Raw genomic sequence first — 19,815 nt, 5'->3', positions numbered from 1 at the left:
GGACCGGTGTGTCACAGCGCCCTGCCCTCCAGGACGTCAGCCACCCAGGAGCGGGCCACCATGAAGTCCTTGTCGCTGGTGCCTGCGGGCACCACGACCGGCCGGGCGTCCAGGCGGGGGTAGGAGCCCAGGAAACGCACCACAGGACAGGTGCGGTGCAGGCCGATGAGGGCGGCCTGGACCCGCTCCTCGCGGACGTGCCCTCGACGTCGATAGAGAAGCGGTAGCGGCCCAGGGAGTCCCCACGGGCCGGGACTCGATGCGCGAGAGGTTGACGCCCCGGGCACTGAACTGTTCCAGCATGTCCAGCAGGGCGCCGGAGCGGTCGTGGGGGAGCTGGACCATGAGGGTGGTCTTGTCCGCCCGGTGACCTGGCCCACGCGCCCGGGGCGGGTGACCTTGACGAACCGGGTGACAGCGTCGGGGTTGTCTGCCACACCTGCGGCGATGACCTCCAAGCCGTAGTCCTGGGCGGCCAGCGGGTTGCACAGGACCGCTTGAAAGCCGGGGTCCTGGTCCGGGTCGGCCAGGGCACGGGCCGGCGCCGAGGTGGAGGTAGCCGCCACGTAGGCGACCTCCGGCAGGTTGCGGCGCACCCATCCCCGGCACTGGGCCCAGGCGTGGGGGTGGGTGGCCACGGCGGCCACCTGCTCCAGGGTCGTGCCCGGCCGCCCCGCCAGGACAAAGGTGACGGGCACCGCCACCTCGGCGGCGATGACCAGGGGCGTGGAGGCCACGAGGTTGTCGAGGGTGGCGTTGACCCCGCCCTCCACCGAGTTCTCGATAGGCACGACGGCGGCCTCAGTCACACGGGAGCGGACGTGATCCAGGGCGGTGGGCACGTCCTGGCAGGCGTCGAGCACCACGTCCGAGGGGGCCACCTGGCGCAGGGCCATCTCGGTGAAGGTGCCCGCCGGGCCAAGGAAGGACCAGGTGGGAGTGTCAGCATCGGGCATGGTCACAGGGTATCGGGGCCGGGCGGGATGGTGGCACGGTAGGCCGGGAGCGCGCGGCGCCGCACCGTACCTGGCAGGCTGGCCCTATGACAGCGCCCTCCCCCAGCACGTTCCGCAAGCACGACGACGGCCCCGTCTCCACACTCCTGGAGGCGCAGGGGCTGTGGTGGCTGGCCCAGGCCATGGCCGACGGCGGCGCCCACGTGGTCCCGGCCACCACCGGCCCCGGCTGGCTGGAGGAGCCCCGCCTGGCCACGACCAGGGTCACGGCGAGTGCGGCCGAGGCCTTTGGCCGGGCGCTGGCCGTCACGCACGCGGCGGGAGCGCCCGCCTTCGGCGCGGCCCCACCTGACTGGGACGGGGTGGCTCAGATGGGGCGCAGCGACATCCGGCTGCGACGGTTCGAGGACCCCGGTGCGCAGCGCCGCTGGGGGGAGTTCTACGCTGAGGACCGTGTGCTCGCCTACCTGGGGGCCTCCAGGGACAACGGGTCAATCAGCACCCAGGGCGCCCGCGTCATCGAGAGGCTGTGCGCCAGGCTGGTGGACGGCGACTTCGACGCCGACCAGCCCGGCCTGGTCCGTGCTGGCGCGCAGCAGCGCAGCCAGGAGGTGGCGGTGGCGCGCACCCACGGGGACCTGTGGTGCGGCAACGTGCTGTGGGTGCCGGTGTCCCACACCCTGGGCTGGGCGCCGCCAGAGGCCGGGGTGGGGCCGCTGGGGGCGGGAACCGGCCGGGCCAGCACCCGGCGGGACACCGACGGGGAGGTGCCCGACGTCGTCGGCGTCCTCATTGACCCGATGGCCCAGGGGGCGCACGCGGAGACGGACCTGGCGGCACTGGGGGTGTTCGGGCAGAGGCACCTGGAGCGGATCTACGCCGCCTACCACGAGGTGTCACCGCTGGCGGCCGGGTGGCGCGAGCGGGTGGGCCTGCACTCCCTGCACCTGCTCATGATCCACGCCTTCCTCTTTGGCGGGAGCTACGGGGCCGAGGCCGTGGGGGTGGCGCGGCAGTACGTGTGAGGGTGCTGCCCCGGAGGGCTCCCCCTACCTGGAACGGGATAAGGCGCGGCACTACGCGTGAGAGAGCCGCGGGAAATACGCGTGGGGCTGCGCGCCCAGGCCGAGTCCCTGGTGGGCAGCGCCCTGGGCAACCCCCTGGCCGCCGGGCCCGCAGCCGCAGGCCTGGCCAGCCTCGCCGCCACCTACCAGGCCCTGCGCGCCGAGGTCCACCACGCCGCCACCCAGGCCGCCACCACACTGGGCACAGCCACTGTGGACACCGACGACTCCGACATCAACAAGTGGACGACCTTTGAGCTCCGGGACAGCGACATCGAGCGGATCCGTCAGCAGGCCGACGGCACGGCCGAGTGGGACAGCGTGGAGCAGGAGAACATCGGTGACTGCTACCTGCTGGCGGTGCTGCAGGCCTACTCCGACACCGAGGAGGGCCGCCAGGCCCTGCGCGACCAGGTGCGGTGGGAGGAGTCCCAGAACGCCTTCGTGGTCACCTTCCACGACGGCGACCAGGAGGTCGAGATCACCGTGGACGACTTCTACCTCTTTGGCAACCAGGGCACCGACAAGGGCTTCCCCAGCATCATCAACATCTACGAGCGCGCCTACGCCCTCTACCTGGAGCAGCAGGGCAGGGACCCGGAGGACGTCAAGGGCGGCGACCCCACAGATCCCATGGAGGCCCTCTCGGGCGAGGGCACGCAGACGGTCAGCACCGACGGCTGGGGGTGGGGCAGGTGGGGCTTCCTCCCCTACCCCCGCCACTACAACCAGCACGAGTACACCGAGGAGGAGTGGGACACCATCGAGGAGGCCGTGGAGGAGCGCAGGGTCGTGGTCGGTGGCACCGCGCGCGGGGACTTCAGCGACGGCAGCACGGTCCAGGCCACCGTCGACACCAACGGCAACGGCCGCATCGACACGGGCGACCAGGAGGGAGACTTCCAGGTCTGGGACAGCCACGCCTACACGGTGGTCGATATTAATGACGAGTACGTCACCCTCTACAATCCCTGGGACACCAACCCCGTGCCGGGCAACGGGCGCGTCGGGGGCGGGACCATCCGCATCACCCGGGAGGACTACGAGAAGTACTTCAACAAGACCTACATCGGCGACATGTAGGCCACCACTGTCTGCACGCACCCGTCACGGTGCCCTGCGCCCGTGTGATCGCTGCTCACACCTCCAGTCACACCTCCAGCAACTCATGCCAGAGGCGCCAGTAGGGCTCCTCGGGGACGACCCCGGGTTCCGGGACTATGTTGACCCGGTGGGTCCAGCCCCCCAGGAGGTCACCGGAACTCAGCGGGGTCCTTATCGGGGGAGGGTTGACGGCCAGGAGGGTGACCGTGCCCAGGCCCTCGGCGTAGAAGCTCTCCCCCAGGCGCAGCTCAAAGGTCTCCTCCTCACCGGTGGGCCTGCCCGTCTCAGGGTCGGCCCGTGACCAGCCCATGGTCCCCACCCACTCATGGCCCTGGGAGCGCAGCCCCTTCGTCTGCAGGCAGCCTGTGTTGGCATACAACGGTCCTATGCTGCTGCTCATCTCTAGCACCACCCCCTGCTCGATCCCCTCGGGCAGCTCCACGCTGCGCCTCGAGGGGTTCTCCCACCACAGACGCGCACCCGCCGCCACCAGCACCAGGACAACAGCCACCACCACCGCGCGCACCACCCGACGCCACCAGACCCCACTACCAGGCACAGGCACCGGTGCTCCCTCGCCCGCCATGACAGCTCCTTCCTCAGCCCCATCTCCACGGGCCCGGTGCTGCGCCTGAGACACGCGCCGTCGCTGCTCCTTCCTCAGCCCCATCTCCACGGGGCTCCCCGCCACCTGGCGGCTCGCTGAGCGTTCTGCTGCTTGAGACCACCGCCCTAGATGTACTCCGGACCGTCGGGCGTGATGTGGAGCGCCCCAAACTGCCTCCTCCCGGCACCAGGGGCGTCCCGCCCATCCCAGCTCACCTCATGACCCTGCGCCTTTCAGCATCGCCCGCCATGGCGTCGATCCGGGCGGCTGCCCCGTGGGCCGCCTCCTGCGGGTCACGTCCCCCGTAGCCTCGGTGCTCAGACATGGCATCTCCCTCCTGTGGTGCCCTACCTCACGTCCTCTCTTGGCAGGCTACCACTGGTTCCGGCTGGCATCCGCTGATCAGACTGCGGGATCGCGAGAACTCAGGACCCGGGGCGCCCGTGGGGTACCCACAGGGCCAGGACGCTGAGGCCGCCCGCCCTACACAGCAGGGAGTCGGACCAGCCGATCCCGTCCGTGCCCCACGTAGGCTGGGACCGTGAGACCACGAAGCCGCCAGCAACGCTGGGTGCGTGTCGTCGTCTACGTTCTCATCCTGCTGGTGGTGGTCGGCATGGTGCTGTCCGCCGTCGGCACCGCCTTCGCGACCGAGCGGGCCGCACCGGGTGCCTCCAGGGCCCCGCTGGTTGTGCTGGGCACCGACAACCTCACCTGGTCAGACCTGACCGGCCTGGCTGGCTCCCAGGACGCCACCACCGCCGAGGCCGCCAGCACCGTCCTGGGCTTCGCGACCTCCAATGAGCCGCTGAACCTGGCCGTGCGCACCCCCGCCGACCGCACCTGCCCCGCCGACGGCTGGCTCACCCTGACCGCAGGAACACGGGTGCGCGCCGTGGAGGGCTCCAGGGCCTGCACCTGGGAGCCCACCGCCTCCGGCAGCGGGACCGCCACCTCCCGCCAGCTGGCCGACCACCTCAGCACCCAGGGAGTCCGCACCTCAGCCGTCGGCCAGGGCGCGCGCCACACCCTGGGCGCGCAGTCCACAACCACGCTGGAGGAGGCCCTGGCAGGACTCACGGGCGCCGACCCGACCGGGCTGGTCCTGGTGGATGCCACCCCGCAGGGCTCGGCGGAGCCCGGCTCACCAGCCTCCCAGCCCGCCACCACGACGCCCGGCAGCACCCACGACACCACAGACGACACCACTGCCACGACCGGAGGCGACGCTCCCGATGACGCCGCCCGCCTGCGCTCCCTGGCCCAGGCCCTGTCCACCACGCTGGCCACCGCGCCTGCGGGCACCCGGGTCGTCATCGCCTCCCTGGCTGACAACGAGGACCCCGGGCCACAAGTCAGCGTCCTCCCGGCAGGTACCACCTCGCCCCGGGGGACCAGCGGCTCCCTGCTGGTGGGAGCCTCCACCCACCAGCCCGGCCTCATCCAGCTCACCGACCTGGCCCCGACCCTGGCCCAGGCGCTCACAGACACCACGGCGCCCGACTTCGACGGCCAGGCCCTGACCCTGCCCGCCACCGCCCACCTCACTGACGTCCAGGAGGAGCCCACCACGGCCAGGGCCGCAGCCGGGAGCGCCGCCGAGGGCACCACCAGGGACACAGACGACCCCCGCCTGTCCGCCCTGGCTGACGACGCCCTCCACGCACGCGCCTCCCAGCGCACCGTCATCCCCACCAGCCTGCTGCTGGTTGGAGTCGCAGCCCTGCTGCTGGCCTGGGCCGCCCTCGCCCTGCGGGCTCCCCGGGACCGCCCCGGGAGCCGGCCGCGACGCCGGGTCGGCAGGCTCTCCCAGGTCGCCGCCGTGGCTGCGGCCGGGCCGCTGGGCGTGCTGCTGGCCAACGCGGCCCCCTGGTGGCGCTGGGGCTCGCAGGGCGGCATCCCCGCCCCGTGGGTGGCGGCCCCCACCCTGGGCCTGGTCCTGGCCACCTCCGCCGTGCTGGCTGGCTGCCTCTCCGGCCTGGTTGCTGTAGCCCACACCTCCCGGGGTCCGGCCCTGCCTCCTCCCGCCGCGTCCGCACCCGGTGCGACCGCCTACCTGCTGGCCACCGCCACGGTGACGGCATGGCTGACTGACGCCGCCCTGGGCGCCCGCCTGGCCTTCAACAGCCCCCTGGGGATGAACGCGGTCGTGGCCGGGCGGTTCTACGGCGTCTCCAACACTGCCTTCGCCCTGACAGCCGGCGCACTAATAGTCGCTCTTGCCGTCACCTGGCAGGTCCTGGGCGGCGGACGTCGCAGAGCCTTCATGGTCGTAGGCCTCCTGGGCGGGGCAGCCCTGGTCGTCGATGCCGCACCCCAGCTGGGTGCCGACGTCGGCGGCGCCCTCGCGCTGCTGCCCGCGCTAGCCGCCCTGGCTGCGGGCCTATGCCAGCTCCGGCTGGGAGCCCTGCGCTGGGCGGGTGTCGCCGTCGCCTCCGGGTGCCTCGTCGCCGCACTCGCCGCGGCGGACTACCTGCGTCCACAGGAGCAGCGCACCCACCTGGGGCGCTTTGCCGCCCAGGTCCTGGACGGCACCGCCCTGACAGCCCTGGCGCGCAGGCTCGGTGCGCTCGTCACCCCCTTCACCACGAGCACCACCGCCCTGGCAGCCCTGGTCGCAGGCGCTGTCGGTGCTGCCGCGCTGCTGGCCTGGGCGCGTCACGAGCGGCGTCGCTGGCTGGCAGGTCGTAGCCGTTACGCCTGGCTCGCCCAGATCCAGCTGGCACAGCCCCGGACCGCACAGACCCGAGCCGAGCCGACCCAGACCACACAGGCTCCGTCAGCACACGACCAAGGCACACAGCCTCAGGTCGGACAGCCCGGCGTCTCCTGCAACCAGTGGTTGCGCCCCGCACTGACCTCCCTCACCGTCCTGACGGCAGTCGCCGTCGTGGTCAACGACTCGGGTATCACGATAGCGGGCTTTGTCCTGGCTAGCTCCGTCCCCGCTCTCCTGGCTCTTGCTCTGGGGAGCATCAACGTGGCGGAAGCGGCCACCAGCGACGCACCAGAAGCCAACAGCACCTAGCGGCACGGGCTCCCCGCCAAGGATCAGCAGCGTCAACGCCGTCAGCGGCATCGACAGCATCAGCCGCACAGCATGATGTCACCAGCGACCAGGCACCGGCAGCCGCGGCCTACCCGCACCGCCGGTCAGGCTCCTGCGGAGCGCGACGAGCCCGCAGGGGCATCCGTGGAGGCACCGCCTCCCTGGCCCCCGTCCTGCCCGGCACCGGGCTCGGACGTCCTCACGCTGTGTGCCCGGTAGACGTGGAAGGCGTTCTGCTCCTGCGCAGCCTTCTCATAACGCGCCGCAGGCACGCGGTGACGCCGCAGGGTCCGGGCAGCCACAGCCCTGACCACGTCCTTGTACTGCGCGGCGCGGTGAAGGACCCCCGCACGGTCGTTCCCGGTGACCCGGTGGGTGATGTCGCAGGGCACCTCGATCACCGCCATCCCGGCGACGAGGACGTCAATGGTCAGCCCGACCTCGACTCCCCACCCCTCAGCCAGGGGAGCAGCCTTCTCGTAGGCCTTCCGGCTCAGACAGCGCTGCCCCGACAGGGGAGCGACAGGCTCCCACCCGGTGGCTCGGGCAATGGCCCGGCGAGCAGCGTGGACCACCCGTCCCCGCCCGCCGGCCCCGTGCTGCCTGGGCGGCACGGCTACGGACATGTCGCAGACCCCGTCAACGACAGGGGGCACAAGATCGGCACAGGCCGCTGCGGAGTCCCCCAGGTCAGCGTCGATGAACAGCAGGAGGCGGGCAGGGCCGTGCACGTAGTCACGCATACCGACGACACTGGCACCGGTCTCCAGGGCGGAGGCCTTACCCCGGGTCACCGAGTGGCGCACGGTCACGGCTCCTGCAGCCCGAGCGTGGTCCTGGGTACCGTCCACGGAGCCGTCGTCAACGACGACGACCAGGTCAACCCGTGGGATGGAGCGGCAAGCACGAACAGTGGCGGCGATGCGCTGCGCCTCGTCCTTGGCAGGGACGATGACCGCGACGCGCTGGTCAGGACACTTAGTCGAGCTCACGGCCCCAGCCTAGCCAGAGAAAAGAGGCGCGTCCTCCTAGAACCACCGGACAGTGATATAACACGGCTGTGTGACTTTCGCGGTGCCAGGTAGTTCCCAGCATACCAGCCCTGAACCACCCAGCCTTCCTCCAGGCACTCTTGCGCCTAGCCAGGCTGGCATCTCGTCGCGCGTCAGGCTCGACACCAGAGTACCCAGAGACCACCCAGGCGCACCCTCCCCAAAGCAGGTCGCCCGGCCCACGGCCACCCTGTCCACCACCAGGACCTCTGTCCCCGTATAAATAGAGGGACAACAGGTGCCGACAGACCTCGCTACGACTCCAGATACATTGCCTACCCCATTCACAAGAAGACCTTATTGTGGCATCCTGACCAGGGGCCCGTCAACGGCGCCGGGCTCCCCCAGCCATGCCCTGGCTCAGGACAGCTCACGCTCCAGTAGTCCCAGCCCGACCGATCCCAGGCTGATCGCCCTGTTATGGAAGGAACGCATCTGGCCAGGCCCCCATCTGCCTCCCTGGGAGCGCACCCGCGCCTCAGCAGCACGCCGACCCGCACGCCACACCCGCTCCCCAGCACGTGGGACAGGGACTGGGCGGGCCACCCCAGACGTCTGCTGGTCTCAAAGCGCAGGAACTCCTCGGGGAAGATCGTGTGTGCACGCAGCACGGCCATCACAGTCGCCCTGCTCCACACGGTGTCAGCCCCAGGCAGGGCCAGCACCTCCGGCGGCACCGGCAGCCGGGAATGCACCCCAAGTCGACCAGGACACGGGCCAGGCGCCACCGGCGCGCGGCCAGCAGCCCAAAACGGTCCTGCGGCTCCTCCACCAGCCCCAGCTCCTCACCCAGCGACTCGGCATACAGCGCCCAGCCCTCGTTGCACCCGGGCACCCTGCCCAAGTAGCGCTGCCACAGTGTCAGCCTCATGTCAGCGGTGTGCCCCCGGAGTGCACGTGGTGGCCGGGCACAGACTCGTGCAGCATGGTGGTGCGCTCCACCCAGGGCCACAGCACCTCCTCCCCCTTTGCCAGGGATCGGACCACAGTGCCGGGGTGCACCCCGCCGGTGCCATAGGGCTCCTCATAGTGGCACGGGTCCCCGGCGTGACCCTGCCTGCCGAACCGGTCCAGGACAACCCTGGGACGCCCCAGGCCCTGAGGCAGGTCCAGGACCTTGCCCACCACGACGTCCCACGCCTGGTCTACCACTGACTGCGCCCAGGGCAGGTACTCCTGGGGACTCAGACCGAGTGCCGGGTCCGAGCGCAGGTGGATGTTCATCGCAGCATAGTCCGCCCCTGGTCCCAGCACCTCGGCAGCGAGGCGGTCCTGCTCGGCCGCTACCAGGCGCAGCTCCTCCTGTGCCCACGCGAAGGTCTGCCCGGGTCTACCCGCGTACCCAGGTGGCGACGCATCCATAGCTGGTGGCGCTGCGGTCCCACCCCCTCCGCCAGCGGCGCCTGCGGCCCCAGGGTAGAGATCAAGTACTCGGCGAAGTCCAGGCAGGCCTGGCGCGCCACCCGGTCTGCCCGCTCCACCTCACCGGTCAGGGAGGAGGGAAGCCCCCCGGCCGGGGCCAGGGGCGGCCGGTCGGCAAAGTCCCGCGCCTGGCCGACAACAAACTCGACCTGACTGGCCGGGGAGACGACCCCTCGCGCCGCAGAGTCCTCCAGGGACGCCCTCAGGCCTGCCAGAGTCTGCGGCAGCATCTCCAGGCGGGCGCTGAGCAGCTGCCAGTCCGACTCCCAGCGGGAGTCCCCCTCCGCCGCGTCAGCCTCATCCCCCGCAGGGCCGAGGTCACGCGCCCCCGCAGGAGAACGGAGCAGTCGCAGGACCCGCTGGAAGGGGGACTCGGGAAAGCCCAGGTACGCTCCGCCCTCGCCGGAGTCGATCAGGTCGGCGTCGGTCTCCATCCGTTCCAGCAGGTGCTCGCGCAGACGACTGTCCACCTCAGCCATCTCGCCGGAGACCTTCTCCACCCGTGCCCTCAGGGAACGAGTAGCACGGACGTGGTCAGCCAAGGCATCCGGGGAGTAGTCGGGTAGGGCGGTCTGGCCGAGCAGGCCGGTACGAGCGGCGATCTCTGGGTCGTGGGCGGCAAGGACCCGGCTGTACTGCTCAGCCAGGTCCCGTAGGTCAGCACCCGCCGTCTGGGGGACAGGCAGGCGTCCAGGTACGAAACGGGGCGGCACGTCACGCATGGGGTCAGCATGCCCGCCCCTGGTACCCCCAGGCAACGACCCTGTCACGTCCGGACATTACTTACGGCGACCTACCCCCCGGTGACCTCGCCCCTGCGACTCAACCTCCGTAATCATGCGGTTCCTCGTCGTGTCGCCGTGACTGCCCAGGAACCGTGCAACCTCATTCCCTGAGGCAGGAGATCCGTACGGCCCTGACTGCCGCGCCTGCACCCGGGACAGCACTCGCCCCTGGGCCGCCCCTTCCTGCTATACCTGGGGGTGAGCGGCAGCCCGGCGTGCCCTGTCACGGTAGGCGCCCAGGATCTCGTCGGGCCACAAAGGCGCCGCCTGGCTGTCCCTACCTTCCTGCTGCCCCCGACGCTCTGCCCGCCGCGCCAGCCCTGGAACCGGGTCCGCAACGAACTCCCTCCCCTTGGTGGCCACCAGCTTCAGGCAGCGCAGAACGGCCAGGTCCTGCGTCGGGTCGCCCTCGACAGCGATCAGGTCGGCGTCGTAGCCGACGGCGAGGACCCCGGTAACCCCGGCTAGACCGATCGCGGCCGCGGCACGGGAGGTCGCCGCTAGGATGACCTCGGAGCGCGGCAGGCCCATCTGCTCCAGGGCCTCCAGGCCACCGACGTAGGAACGGTGCGGGATAGCGGGGATACCGGCGTCATGCCCGGTCACCACCCGTACACCGTGCTCCCACAGGAGACGGACAGGAGGGGCGAAGGAGTCGTCGTAGGCGACTAGCGCAGGCAGTTCCGCCGTCACGGTGCAGTCCACGTAGATGCCCGCCTCAGCCATGCGGTCCGCCAGGCCCGGGTCGAACTCGCTGCGTCCCGCGGTAGACACGAAGGAGGCGTGGGCGAGGTAGTCCACCCCTGCCACCGTGGCCCGATCAATACCCTGGGTCCCGTGGGCGTGGGCGGCGCAGAGGTGGCCCAGGCGGTGGCTCTCTGACACGATGAGCGCCATCTCCTCGGTGGTGAACTGGGCGTTCCAGGGAGCTGAGCCCCCGGTCGTGAAGCCTCCGGTCGCCATGAACTTGACCGTGTCCACGTCACGCTTGTGGTGGTAGCGCACCGCGTGGCGGATGGAGTCGAGCCCGTCCACCTCCGACCCCGCCTGCCAGGAGTGGCCGCTGGTGGTCGTGATCTGGGGGCCGGCAGCACGCACCTGAGGACCGCGCAGGCTGCCTGCGGCGATCGCGTCCCGCAGCGCGACGTCGACGTAGTGGCGCGCCCCCAGACTCTGCACGGCAGTGACGCCGACACTGAGAAGCTCACGGGCAGAGCGGGCGGCGTTGAGAGTCAGGTGCTGGATCTCCAGGTCACCGTAGTCCGGGTACTCCACGTCCGTCCCGGAGGTCGCCAGGTGCACGTGGGTGTCGATAAGGCCTGGCATGAGGGTGGCACCCTCCAGGTCCAGGTGCCGGGGCGGGGTGCGGCCAGGCAGGCTCGCCGCCGCAGCCTGGAGCGCGGGCAGGGCACCGACCGCTGCGATACGGGACCCGTCCAGCAGCACGCCGACCCGGTGCCCGGGGTCGGTCAGGACCTCCAGGCTAGTCTCGGTGCTCCCACGACGACCCGTGAGCAGGCGGTCCGCAGTGACAATGGCGGCCTCGGTCCCGTCGAGACGCTCTGAGCCGGCAGTGGGTGGGGTGATCCAGGTCGAGGATGTCGTCATAGCACGCAGCCTGTCAGGTCCGCCTGCGCATCGCCAGCCCGGTCTCGGCTCTCGTCGGGACCGCCCTCAGCCCTCCTCCCCCAGGGTAGGGGGCGGCCGGAAGCCGACCTCGCGGTCGGTCTCGGTGATGGAGCGGACGATCCGCGCAGGCACACCGGCCACCACCGTCATGGGCGGCACGTTGGCGGTGACGACGGCCCCTGCAGCCACCACGCTGCCCCGCCCGACCGTCACACCGGGCAGGACGGTGACGTTGGCGCCCAGCCACGCCTCGTCCTCGATCGTGACCACTGCGGAGAACTGTGCCCCGGTACTGCGTAGCCCCGGGTCGACGGGGTGGCCCGCGGTGGTGATCGTGACATAAGGACCGAAGAGCACACGGTCACCGATGCGGATCTCGGCGTCGTCGATGAGGGTGGTCCCGGTGTTGAACCAGCAGCCCGCGCCGATCGAGGTGTGGGAGCCGTAGGCACAGTAGATGGGGGCCTCCAGCCAGGTTCCCTGGCCGAGGGAGGCGAAGAGCTCGGTGGCGATGGCCACCCGGCGCTGCGGGTCACGCACCGAGGTGGCGTTGTAGCGCTCGACCAGCTCCTTGCCCCGGTCACGCTCCTCCTCCAGTGTCTCCAGGCCGGGGCCGAAGTCCGTGTAAAGCTCACCGGTGCTGAGCCTGCGCCGGGTCTCGGCCTCGTCAAAGACGTAGGGGTTGTGGGGGCTGCCGGGAGTGGAGGTCGTAGCGGGCGTAGGGTCCGTAGCAGGCGCAAAGGTGGAAGAGCCCGGGGCAGTCCCAGGAGCCTCGGGAGGTGCAGGGCTCCTGCCGGGTGCCCCTGGCGTGCTCGCAGGGTTCGTGGGTGTGCTCATGGGCACATTGTGGCAGCACGGTGAGGACTGTTCTGGTCCGTGTCGCACACGATCCAGAGTCCCTCTCCCGACTTTCCTTCCACACAGAAGACGACGATCGTCCTCGGCTGGCGGGTCCCTCTGCCTCGCGCCCCGTTGACGTCTTGGCCTGGTCCGTCGCTGTACCACGGCTCTCCTCAGGTCCTCCGAACCCCCCCGCTCATAGAGAACCTCCCCAGAACCTCCTCGCCCCGGGAGCGCAACCGGACACGAGACTCGGCGTGCACGGAGCCGTGGTCGGCGGACAGCTCACCGGCTGTACGCTCGTCCCACAAGGTCCTCCCCCTGCAGCCGGAACGCCGCTCCGGTGACCCAGCTCACCGCGGACCACGCCCTGCCGGGTTCGCTTCGAGCTCGAACATGTGTTTAGCTTGTGCCCGTGCCGCAGCCCTTTACCTACGTCGACCTGTTCGCCGGTATCGGCGGCTTCCACGCCGCCCTGTCCGCCATGGGGGGCGGTGCGCCTACGCCGTGGAGATCGACCCCAGGCGGCACTCGTCTACCAGCGCAACTGGGGCCTAGATCCCTGGGGGACATCACCGAGGACACGGGGGACCAGGGGCCAGCCAGGAAGTCAGCTCCGCAGTCCCGTCCCACGACCTGCTCGCCGCCGGGTTCCCCTGCCAGCCCTTCTCCAAGTCAGGTGCCCAGCGGGGCATGGAGGAGGTGCGCGGCACGCTCTTCTTCAACATCATGCAGGTGGTACGGGCGCACCACCCGCGGTGCTGCTCCTGGAGAACGTCCGCAACCTTGCCGGCCCGCGCCACCGCCACGAGTGGGAGGTCATTATCCGCATGCTGCGCGAGGAGGGCTACCGGGTCTCAGCCACCCCGGCGGTCCTCTCCCCCACCAGATCCCGCCCCGCCTGGGCGGGCGCCCCCAGGTGCGCGAGCGCGTGTTCATCACCGCCACCTACGACCCCCACCGCGACCCCACCGCCGACGACCTCATCGAGCCCATCGCCACGCCCAGGACCGTCTTCCCAACGCCCTTCCCAGAGCCCTTCCCAGACCCAGCCAGCCACCCGGCCCCGCCTGACGTCGCCTCAGGCACCCGCCTGGGCGCCACCACCTCAGCGGCCAGCCAGGAGACCGGGGCAGGCACCTTCTCCCCCTCGCGGTGGCGCATCGAGGACATCCTCCTGGAGGAGGGCGACCCGCGCCTGGCCGGGACCGCACTGAGCGCCGAGGAGGCTCAGTGGATCGACGCCTGGGACGCCTGGGTCCAGGAGTACCGGCACCGCCACCCTGGCACCCGGCTCCCAGGCTTCCCGATCTGGGTGGACGCCTGGGTCACCAGCGAGGAACTCGAGGCCCGGATCGACGCGGGTGAGCACGACGCCACCCCCCGCTGGAAGATGACCTTCCTGCGCAAGAACGCCGACCTCTACACGGCCAACGAGCAGTGGTGCCGCCAGTGGCTGCGCGACCTCGGCGTGCAGCAGTTCCCGCCCACCCGCCGCAAGCTGGAGTGGCAGGCCCAGGACACAGGCTGCCTGTGGGACTGCCTCGTCCACCTGCGTCCCTCCGGCCTGCGCGCCAAGGCCCCCACCTATGTGCCCGCGCTGGTGGCCATCACCCAGACCAGCATCGTCGGCCCCCGACGGCGACGCCTGGCCCCTCGAGAGACCGCCCGCCTCCAAGGGCTGCCGGACGCCTTCTCCTTCGGGGACCAGCCCCAGGCCGTCACCTACCGTCAGCTGGGCAACGCGGTCAACGTCGGCGCCGCCTGGAACGCCCTGAGGCTGCACTGCCAGCGCGACCGGGAGGTGCTGGTCGGCACGGACGCGGGCCGCCGGGTCCTGGCCGCCGTCGAGGCGGCCCCGCCCAGCCCCGACGACGCCGTCGCCAGCCTTCTGGGGGCACCCGCAGCCGCCTGAGCCCGTGCAGCCGAGCCCGTGCAGCCGAGACCGCGCAGCAGCCTGACAGCCCGGTGAGGTCTCACCGCCCAAGACAGCCACCACACGGGCACCACACGAGGCAGCGGAAGACTAGCCTCGTGCCATGGACCCTGCGGACACAGCGGACGCCCTCCACGCACCCGAGCCGGACCGCACCGCGCCGCAGGAGGCGGCGGTCAGTGCCCGCTACGCGGCCCTGCCCCGCTCGGCCACGGCTCCGGAGACAGCCCTGCGCCGGGCGCTGCACGCCACAGGGCTGCGCTTCCGGGTCCAGTACGCCGTGCCCGGCCTGCCCCGGCGCAAGGTGGACATCGCGTTCACCCGCTGGAAGGTGGCGGTCCAGGTAGACGGCTGCTTCTGGCACGGCTGCCCTGCCCACGGGAGCAGTCCGCGCCGCAACAGCGAGTGGTGGAGGTGGAAGATCGCCCGTAACCAGGCCCGCGACGCCGACACCGACACCCGCCTGGCCGAGCTGGGCTGGCAGGTCGTCCACGTCTGGGAGCACGAGGACACTGCCGAGGCGTGCGCACGGGTCGCCGCCGCCCTGCAGGAGCGTCAGGCCACCCAGAGCCACCCCTGACCGGCGCACGGGCCACGAGACTGTGTCCCAGCCTGTCTGCCGGTCGTCTGCCAGTCATCTTCCGTCGGCTACGTCGGCGGCGGAGCGGTGCTGCCGCGCACCACGAGCTCGGTAGGGACAACCACCCGGTGCTCCTCTCGCAGCACCTCCCCCGACACCCCGGAATCCACCTGCTCCAGGACCAGGCGCACCATCTCTGTCCCGTGCCTGCGGAAGTCCTGGCGCACCGTCGTCAGCGGGGGGAAGCTGTACTCTCCCAGCGCGATCCCGTCAAAGCCCACCACGGAGACGTCCTGGGGCACGCGCCTGCCGTGCTCGTGCAGGGCCCGGACCAGCCCCAGGGCGATCTCGTCGTTGCCGCAGAAGACCGCTGTCACCTCAGGGTCGGCTGCCAGACGCTGCCCAGCCGCATAGCCCGAGGCCGCGTCCCAGTCCCCCGGTACCGCCTCCGGGGGCCTCAGACCCGCCTCCTGGAGGCACTTGGACCAGGTCGCCTCCCGGATCACCGTCGAGTGCGAGTCCTGCGGCCCGGTGATGTGGTGGACGGTGCGGTGGCCAAGCCCGAGGAGGTGGTTCACGGCGTCGCGCACCCCCTGGACCTGGTCGGCAGAGGCGGAGGGGTAGTAGCCGACCAGGGCGGAGTCGGACACGGCCAGCGGCAGCCCGGGAGGCAGGGACAGGTGCTGCGGCTGGGCGCGGCCCACCTGGACCAGCACCAGACCGTCTACCGCCTGGTTGGACAGCCGGTAGACGGCGCTCCTCAGCGCCTGGGAGGTGGGGTCCTCGACCTGGGCGAGGGAGACCGTGTAGTCAGCAGCGGTGGCTGCCTCCAGGACACCCGCCGTCGTGAGGGCCTCACCGGTGCGCTGGACGCTCTGGGTCAGCACACCGATAGCCCGGAAAGACCCCCGGCGCAGGGCCTGCGCCACCCGGTTAGGGGAGTATCCCAGCTGGGTCATGGCCTGCTGCACCTTCTCACGCGTCTGGGCGCGCACATTGGGTGCACCGGTAGAGACCCGCGAGACCGTCGGGACCGACACCCCGGCCAGGCGGGCCACGTCGGCCAGTGACGGCGACCCTGTGCGGTCCCTACGTGCCTGGCCCATGCCTCGAAGGCTATCAGGCGTGGCAATGACCCTGACGTCACCATGATGATGACGTTATCATTGACTAAGTCAGCCAGGTGACTTGGGGTCAGTTGACAACTGTGATTTCAGTTCAGACAAAGCCCTCCCACCCGCCCTCCTGACTATGGTAACGTTACCATCAGTGGACTTCGTGCGGCTCCGGCCTCCGCAGTCCTGTGCTCGACCACCTCGACGGAGGCGCCAACGATGCCTGTTCCCAGTCACCACGAGGACCTGTCCGTCCTCCACGAGAACACCCTGCCCCCACGTGCCTACTACGTCCCGGCCTCCGGCCCGCTGCTGGACGCCGCGGAGGAGCGCGAGGCCTCAGACCGCTTCCACCTCCTCAACGGGCACTGGTTCTTCCACTACCTGCCCACTATCCACGACCTCCAGGGCGCGATCGAGGGCTTCGCCTCCAGGGACTTTCCGCTGCACGGACTCACTCAGGTCCCCGTGCCCAGCACGTGGCAGCACCAGGGCTACGACTCCCACCAGTACACCAACGTGCGCTACCCCATCCCGCTGGACCCGCCCTTCGTCCCTCAGGACAACCCGTGCGCGATCTACCTGCGCGACATCGAGCACGTACCAACACCACAGGCCCCCAGGACCTACCTGTGCTTCGAGGGCGTGGACTCCTGCTTCTACGTCTGGCTCAACGGCCGCTACATCGGCTACAGCCAGGTCTCCCACGCCACCAGCGAGTTCGACCTCACCGAGGTTATCGAACCCGGCGCCAACCGGCTGGCGGTCCTGGTCCTCAAGTGGTGCGACGGCACCTACCTGGAGGACCAGGACAAGTTCCGCACCTCCGGCATCTTCCGGGACGTCTACCTGCTCTCGCGCCCGCAGTCGGTCCTCTTTGACTACGCGACCACGACCAGGCTCGGTTCGCAGACCGCCACAGTAGAGGTGCGGGGACGCTTCCACGGTGGCCCCGTACCCACCACACTGGAGCTGCTCGACGCCTCCGGCGCCCTCGTCTCCTCCGCGCCCCTGGCCCGGATCGTGCCCCTGGGTACCGCCCGGCCCCGACAGACTCCGCAGCCGCCAACACCGCCGATACTGCCAGCACTGCCAGCACTGCCAACGAGATGGATGGCACGGTCGGCCCCGCGGCGGCAGGCGGCGCAGGGCTGGCGACACCGCCAGCGCTACTGACCCCGACCCAGCGGAGGAGCCAGCCCCTACACCCACCGCGCCGTGCTGGAGGTCGCCTCACCCCATCTGTGGAACCCGGAGGACCCCTATCTCTACACCCTGGTCATCACCACCGACCAGGAGGTCATCACCGACCGGGTCGGCCTGCGCGAGGTCACGGTCCACGACGCCGTCGTCCACCTCAACGGCCAGCCCGTGACCCTGCGGGGAGTCAACCGTCACGACTCGGACCCCACGACGGGGCCAGCCGTGGACCTAGAGCACATGAGGCGCGACCTGGTGCTGATGAAGCAGCACAACATCAACGCCGTGCGCACCTCTCACTACCCCAGTGACCCGCGCTTCTACCAGCTGTGCGACCGCTACGGGTTCTACGTCATGTCCGAGGCCGACCTGGAGAGCCACGGCACCCAGGCCCGGTTCCTGGAGGACCCCGGCTGGGACAACCAGGTGGAGCACTGGAACGAGCTGATCGCTGACAACCCGGAGTGGACCCGGGCCACGGTGGACCGGGTCAGGCTGTGCGTCCACCGGGAGAAGAACCGTCCCTGCGTCATATCCTGGTCGGTGGGCAACGAGTGCGCCTACGGATGCACCCTGGAGACGGCGCTGGCCTGGGTCAAGCGCACCGACCCCACCCGGCTCACCCACTACGAGGGCGCCTACTACCGCGACTCCAAGCGCCGCTACGACTACTCCTGCATCGACCTGTACAGCCGGATGTACCCCTCCCTGGAGGAGATCACCGACTACCTGCACAGCGACGGCTCCAAGCCCTTCCTCCTCGTGGAGTACTGCCACGCCATGGGAAACAGCCCCGGGACCTGGAGGACTACTGGCGCATGATCCTCGCCGACCCCGCATGTGCGGTGGATTCGTGTGGGAGTGGTGCGACCACGCCGTGCGCTCCGGCACCAGCGCCGACGGACGCCCCGTCTACCTCTACGGCGGGACCACGGCGAGGACCTCCACGACGGCAACTTCTGCGTCGACGGCCTTGTCAGCCCGACCGCAGGCCCCACACCGGGCTCCTTGAGCTCAAGAACGTCCAGCGCCCAGTCCGGGTGGTCCGCTTCCACCAGGACCTGGGCAGGCTTACCCTGCGCAACAACCTGGGCTTCACCGACCTGTCGGACTATGTCGAGGTCTCCTACGAGGTGCGGTGCGACGGCGTCGTCGTCGACCAGGGCGCCCTCCCACTGACCGGACCCGTTGCCCCGGGAGCGACAACAGACCTCACCTGCCGCCCCACCGTGCCAGCCTCGGGGCGCTGCTTCCTGGTGGTGCGGTACCACCTTGCGCAGGACCAGTACGCGCTGGAGCGCGGCCACGAGCTGGGCTTCGACGAGATCCCGCTGGACAACGCCGACCCACGCCACCACATGGTGGCCTCCGTCTACGGGCCTGCCCGGGAGCCGGCACCCGCCGAGCCTCCCGCTGCCGGCCCGGACACGACCCCAGCCAGGACCCTGAACCCAGCCGGGGCCTCCGGGACCTCACGGTCAGCCAGGACCTCGAAGTCGGTCGGCAGCCAGCCTGCCGCTGTGCATGCCGAACGCAGCCGCAACCGGGTGACGGTGAGCGGGGAAGGCTTCTGCTACCAGCTCGACACCCGCACCGGGCTCCTCTGCCAGCTCTGCGTAGGCGGGACCGAGCTGCTGGCGCGACCCGCAGAGCTCAACATATGGCGCGCCCCTACCGACAACGACCGCCACGTGCGCAAGGAGTGGGAACGCGCCCACTATCACCAGGCTGTGAGCCGCGCCTACGGCACAACCGTGCAGGACAGCCGCGACCAGGTCTCGGTAACCTCCACCGTCGCCGTGGTGGCCCCCTCTGTCCAGCCGGTCCTGCGCCTGGTCGTCTCCTGGACGATCAGCCCCTCGGGCGCGCTCCGCCTGAGCGTCCAGGGGGTCCGGGACCCGCAGATGCCCCCCCTGCCACGTTTCGGCCTACGCCTGTTCCTGCCGGAGCAGATGCGTCAGGTCACCTACCACGGCCTAGGGCCTGTGGAGAGCTACCCGGACAAGTGCCGCGCCAGCTTCCACGGGGAGTTCACCACCGATATCGCCTCGCTCCACGAGGACTACATCCGCCCCCAGGAGAACGGCAGCCACGCCGACTGCGACTACGTCACCGTCTACGGGGACAGGGGGAGCCTGACCGCCGTGGCTGCCACGCCGCTGTCCTTCAACGCCTCCCCCTTCACCCAGGAGGAGCTGACCAGGCGCGGCCACAACACCGACCTGGTGCCCAGCGGGCACACCGTCCTGTGCCTGGACGCCGCGATGGCCGGCATCGGCTCCCACAGCTGCGGACCGGCCCTGTCGCGGAAGTACCGCGTCGACGAGGCGGAGGTGGGGCTGCACCTGACCCTCCTGCCTACCACCACGGCCACCACCACGGACACAGCCCCCGGTTCCGACCTCCCGGCGGTATCACAGCGCGCCCCTCGCGCCTCACTGTCCTGACACAGCCCGGACCGGGCCACCAGCGCACG

At 70.6% G+C, this 19,815-nt stretch carries 11 protein-coding genes and 4 pseudogenes; 7 read left to right on the top strand and 8 right to left on the bottom strand.

From position 1 onward, the window contains the following. Nucleotides 1–11: 11 nt before the first annotated feature. Nucleotides 12–956, bottom strand: a pseudogene (gene pheA / locus D5R93_RS00600) (prephenate dehydratase). An 86-nt stretch (nt 957–1,042) separates the two neighbouring features. Between pheA and D5R93_RS00595 the strand changes: the two are divergent. Both D5R93_RS00595 and D5R93_RS00590 read left to right on the top strand, forming a co-directional pair. After that, nucleotides 1,043–1,981, top strand: coding sequence for a fructosamine kinase family protein (locus tag D5R93_RS00595; protein ID WP_119836802.1), 939 nt, complete (start codon nt 1,043–1,045; stop codon nt 1,979–1,981). Between the two features lie 57 nt (nt 1,982–2,038). Next, the gene (locus D5R93_RS00590; RefSeq protein ID WP_120203153.1) at nt 2,039–3,103 is read left to right on the top strand and encodes a C2 family cysteine protease; all 1,065 of its coding nucleotides are present in this window, start codon (nt 2,039–2,041) and stop codon (nt 3,101–3,103) included. Between the two features lie 67 nt (nt 3,104–3,170). On the opposite strand, the gene D5R93_RS00585 is transcribed toward D5R93_RS00590, so the two are convergent. Then, a complete protein-coding gene (locus tag D5R93_RS00585; RefSeq protein ID WP_120203150.1) occupies nt 3,171–3,710 on the bottom strand; it encodes a hypothetical protein in 540 nt (179 codons plus the stop codon). Nucleotides 3,711–4,272: 562 nt separating this feature from the next. On the opposite strand from D5R93_RS00585, the gene D5R93_RS00580 reads away from it, so the two are divergent. Then, nucleotides 4,273–6,759, top strand: a complete 2,487-nt coding sequence (locus D5R93_RS00580; RefSeq protein ID WP_243106846.1) for a hypothetical protein — start codon at nt 4,273–4,275, stop codon at nt 6,757–6,759. A 125-nt stretch (nt 6,760–6,884) separates the two neighbouring features. Here the strand turns inward: D5R93_RS00580 and D5R93_RS00575 are convergent, their stop codons facing one another. From D5R93_RS00575 to D5R93_RS00560, 5 genes and pseudogenes are all read right to left on the bottom strand, one after another. After that, the gene (locus D5R93_RS00575; protein ID WP_119835271.1) at nt 6,885–7,772 is read right to left on the bottom strand and encodes a glycosyltransferase; all 888 of its coding nucleotides are present in this window, start codon (nt 7,770–7,772) and stop codon (nt 6,885–6,887) included. Between the two features lie 676 nt (nt 7,773–8,448). Further along, entirely contained in the window at nt 8,449–8,703 is a 255-nt protein-coding gene (locus D5R93_RS14405) for a DUF885 family protein (protein WP_279221370.1), read from the bottom strand. Beyond that, nucleotides 8,700–9,976 (bottom strand): annotated as a pseudogene (locus D5R93_RS00570) (DUF885 family protein). Before D5R93_RS00570 ends, D5R93_RS14405 begins: the two are co-directional and overlap by 4 nt. A 249-nt stretch (nt 9,977–10,225) precedes the next feature. Continuing rightward, nucleotides 10,226–11,647 carry an amidohydrolase family protein gene (locus D5R93_RS00565; protein ID WP_120203148.1) on the bottom strand — a complete coding sequence of 474 codons (1,422 nt, stop codon included), beginning with the start codon at nt 11,645–11,647 and terminating at the stop codon, nt 10,226–10,228. Nucleotides 11,648–11,713: 66 nt separating this feature from the next. Further along, a complete protein-coding gene (locus D5R93_RS00560; protein ID WP_120203145.1) occupies nt 11,714–12,505 on the bottom strand; it encodes a sugar O-acetyltransferase in 792 nt (263 codons plus the stop codon). 561 nt (nt 12,506–13,066) lie between these two features. Here D5R93_RS00560 and D5R93_RS14885 point away from each other — a divergent pair. The 3 genes and pseudogenes from D5R93_RS14885 to D5R93_RS00550 all read left to right on the top strand — a co-directional run. Next, nucleotides 13,067–13,311 (top strand): annotated as a pseudogene (locus D5R93_RS14885) (DNA cytosine methyltransferase); the annotation flags it as partial. Nucleotides 13,312–13,439: 128 nt separating this feature from the next. Next, nucleotides 13,440–14,423, top strand: a complete 984-nt coding sequence (locus D5R93_RS00555) for a DNA cytosine methyltransferase (RefSeq protein WP_341466837.1) — start codon at nt 13,440–13,442, stop codon at nt 14,421–14,423. Nucleotides 14,424–14,547: 124 nt separating this feature from the next. After that, complete coding sequence (locus D5R93_RS00550) at nt 14,548–15,024, top strand: very short patch repair endonuclease (RefSeq protein ID WP_120203141.1); 477 nt, start codon at nt 14,548–14,550, stop codon at nt 15,022–15,024. 68 nt (nt 15,025–15,092) lie between these two features. On the opposite strand, the gene D5R93_RS00545 is transcribed toward D5R93_RS00550, so the two are convergent. Continuing rightward, nucleotides 15,093–16,130: a LacI family DNA-binding transcriptional regulator gene (locus D5R93_RS00545; protein ID WP_119835277.1), complete on the bottom strand. Its 1,038-nt coding sequence runs from the start codon at nt 16,128–16,130 to the stop codon at nt 15,093–15,095. A gap of 228 nt (nt 16,131–16,358) precedes the next feature. On the opposite strand from D5R93_RS00545, the pseudogene D5R93_RS00535 reads away from it, so the two are divergent. Further along, a pseudogene (locus D5R93_RS00535) lies at nt 16,359–19,786 on the top strand (glycoside hydrolase family 2 TIM barrel-domain containing protein). Nucleotides 19,787–19,815 lie beyond the last annotated feature (29 nt).

The sequence above is a fragment of the Actinomyces lilanjuaniae genome, from assembly GCF_003606385.1.
Taxonomy (GTDB): Bacteria; Actinomycetota; Actinomycetes; order Actinomycetales; family Actinomycetaceae; genus Actinomyces; species Actinomyces lilanjuaniae.
The sequence above is the reverse complement of the archived record's forward strand: the minus strand, read 5'-3'. Positions and strand labels throughout refer to the sequence as shown.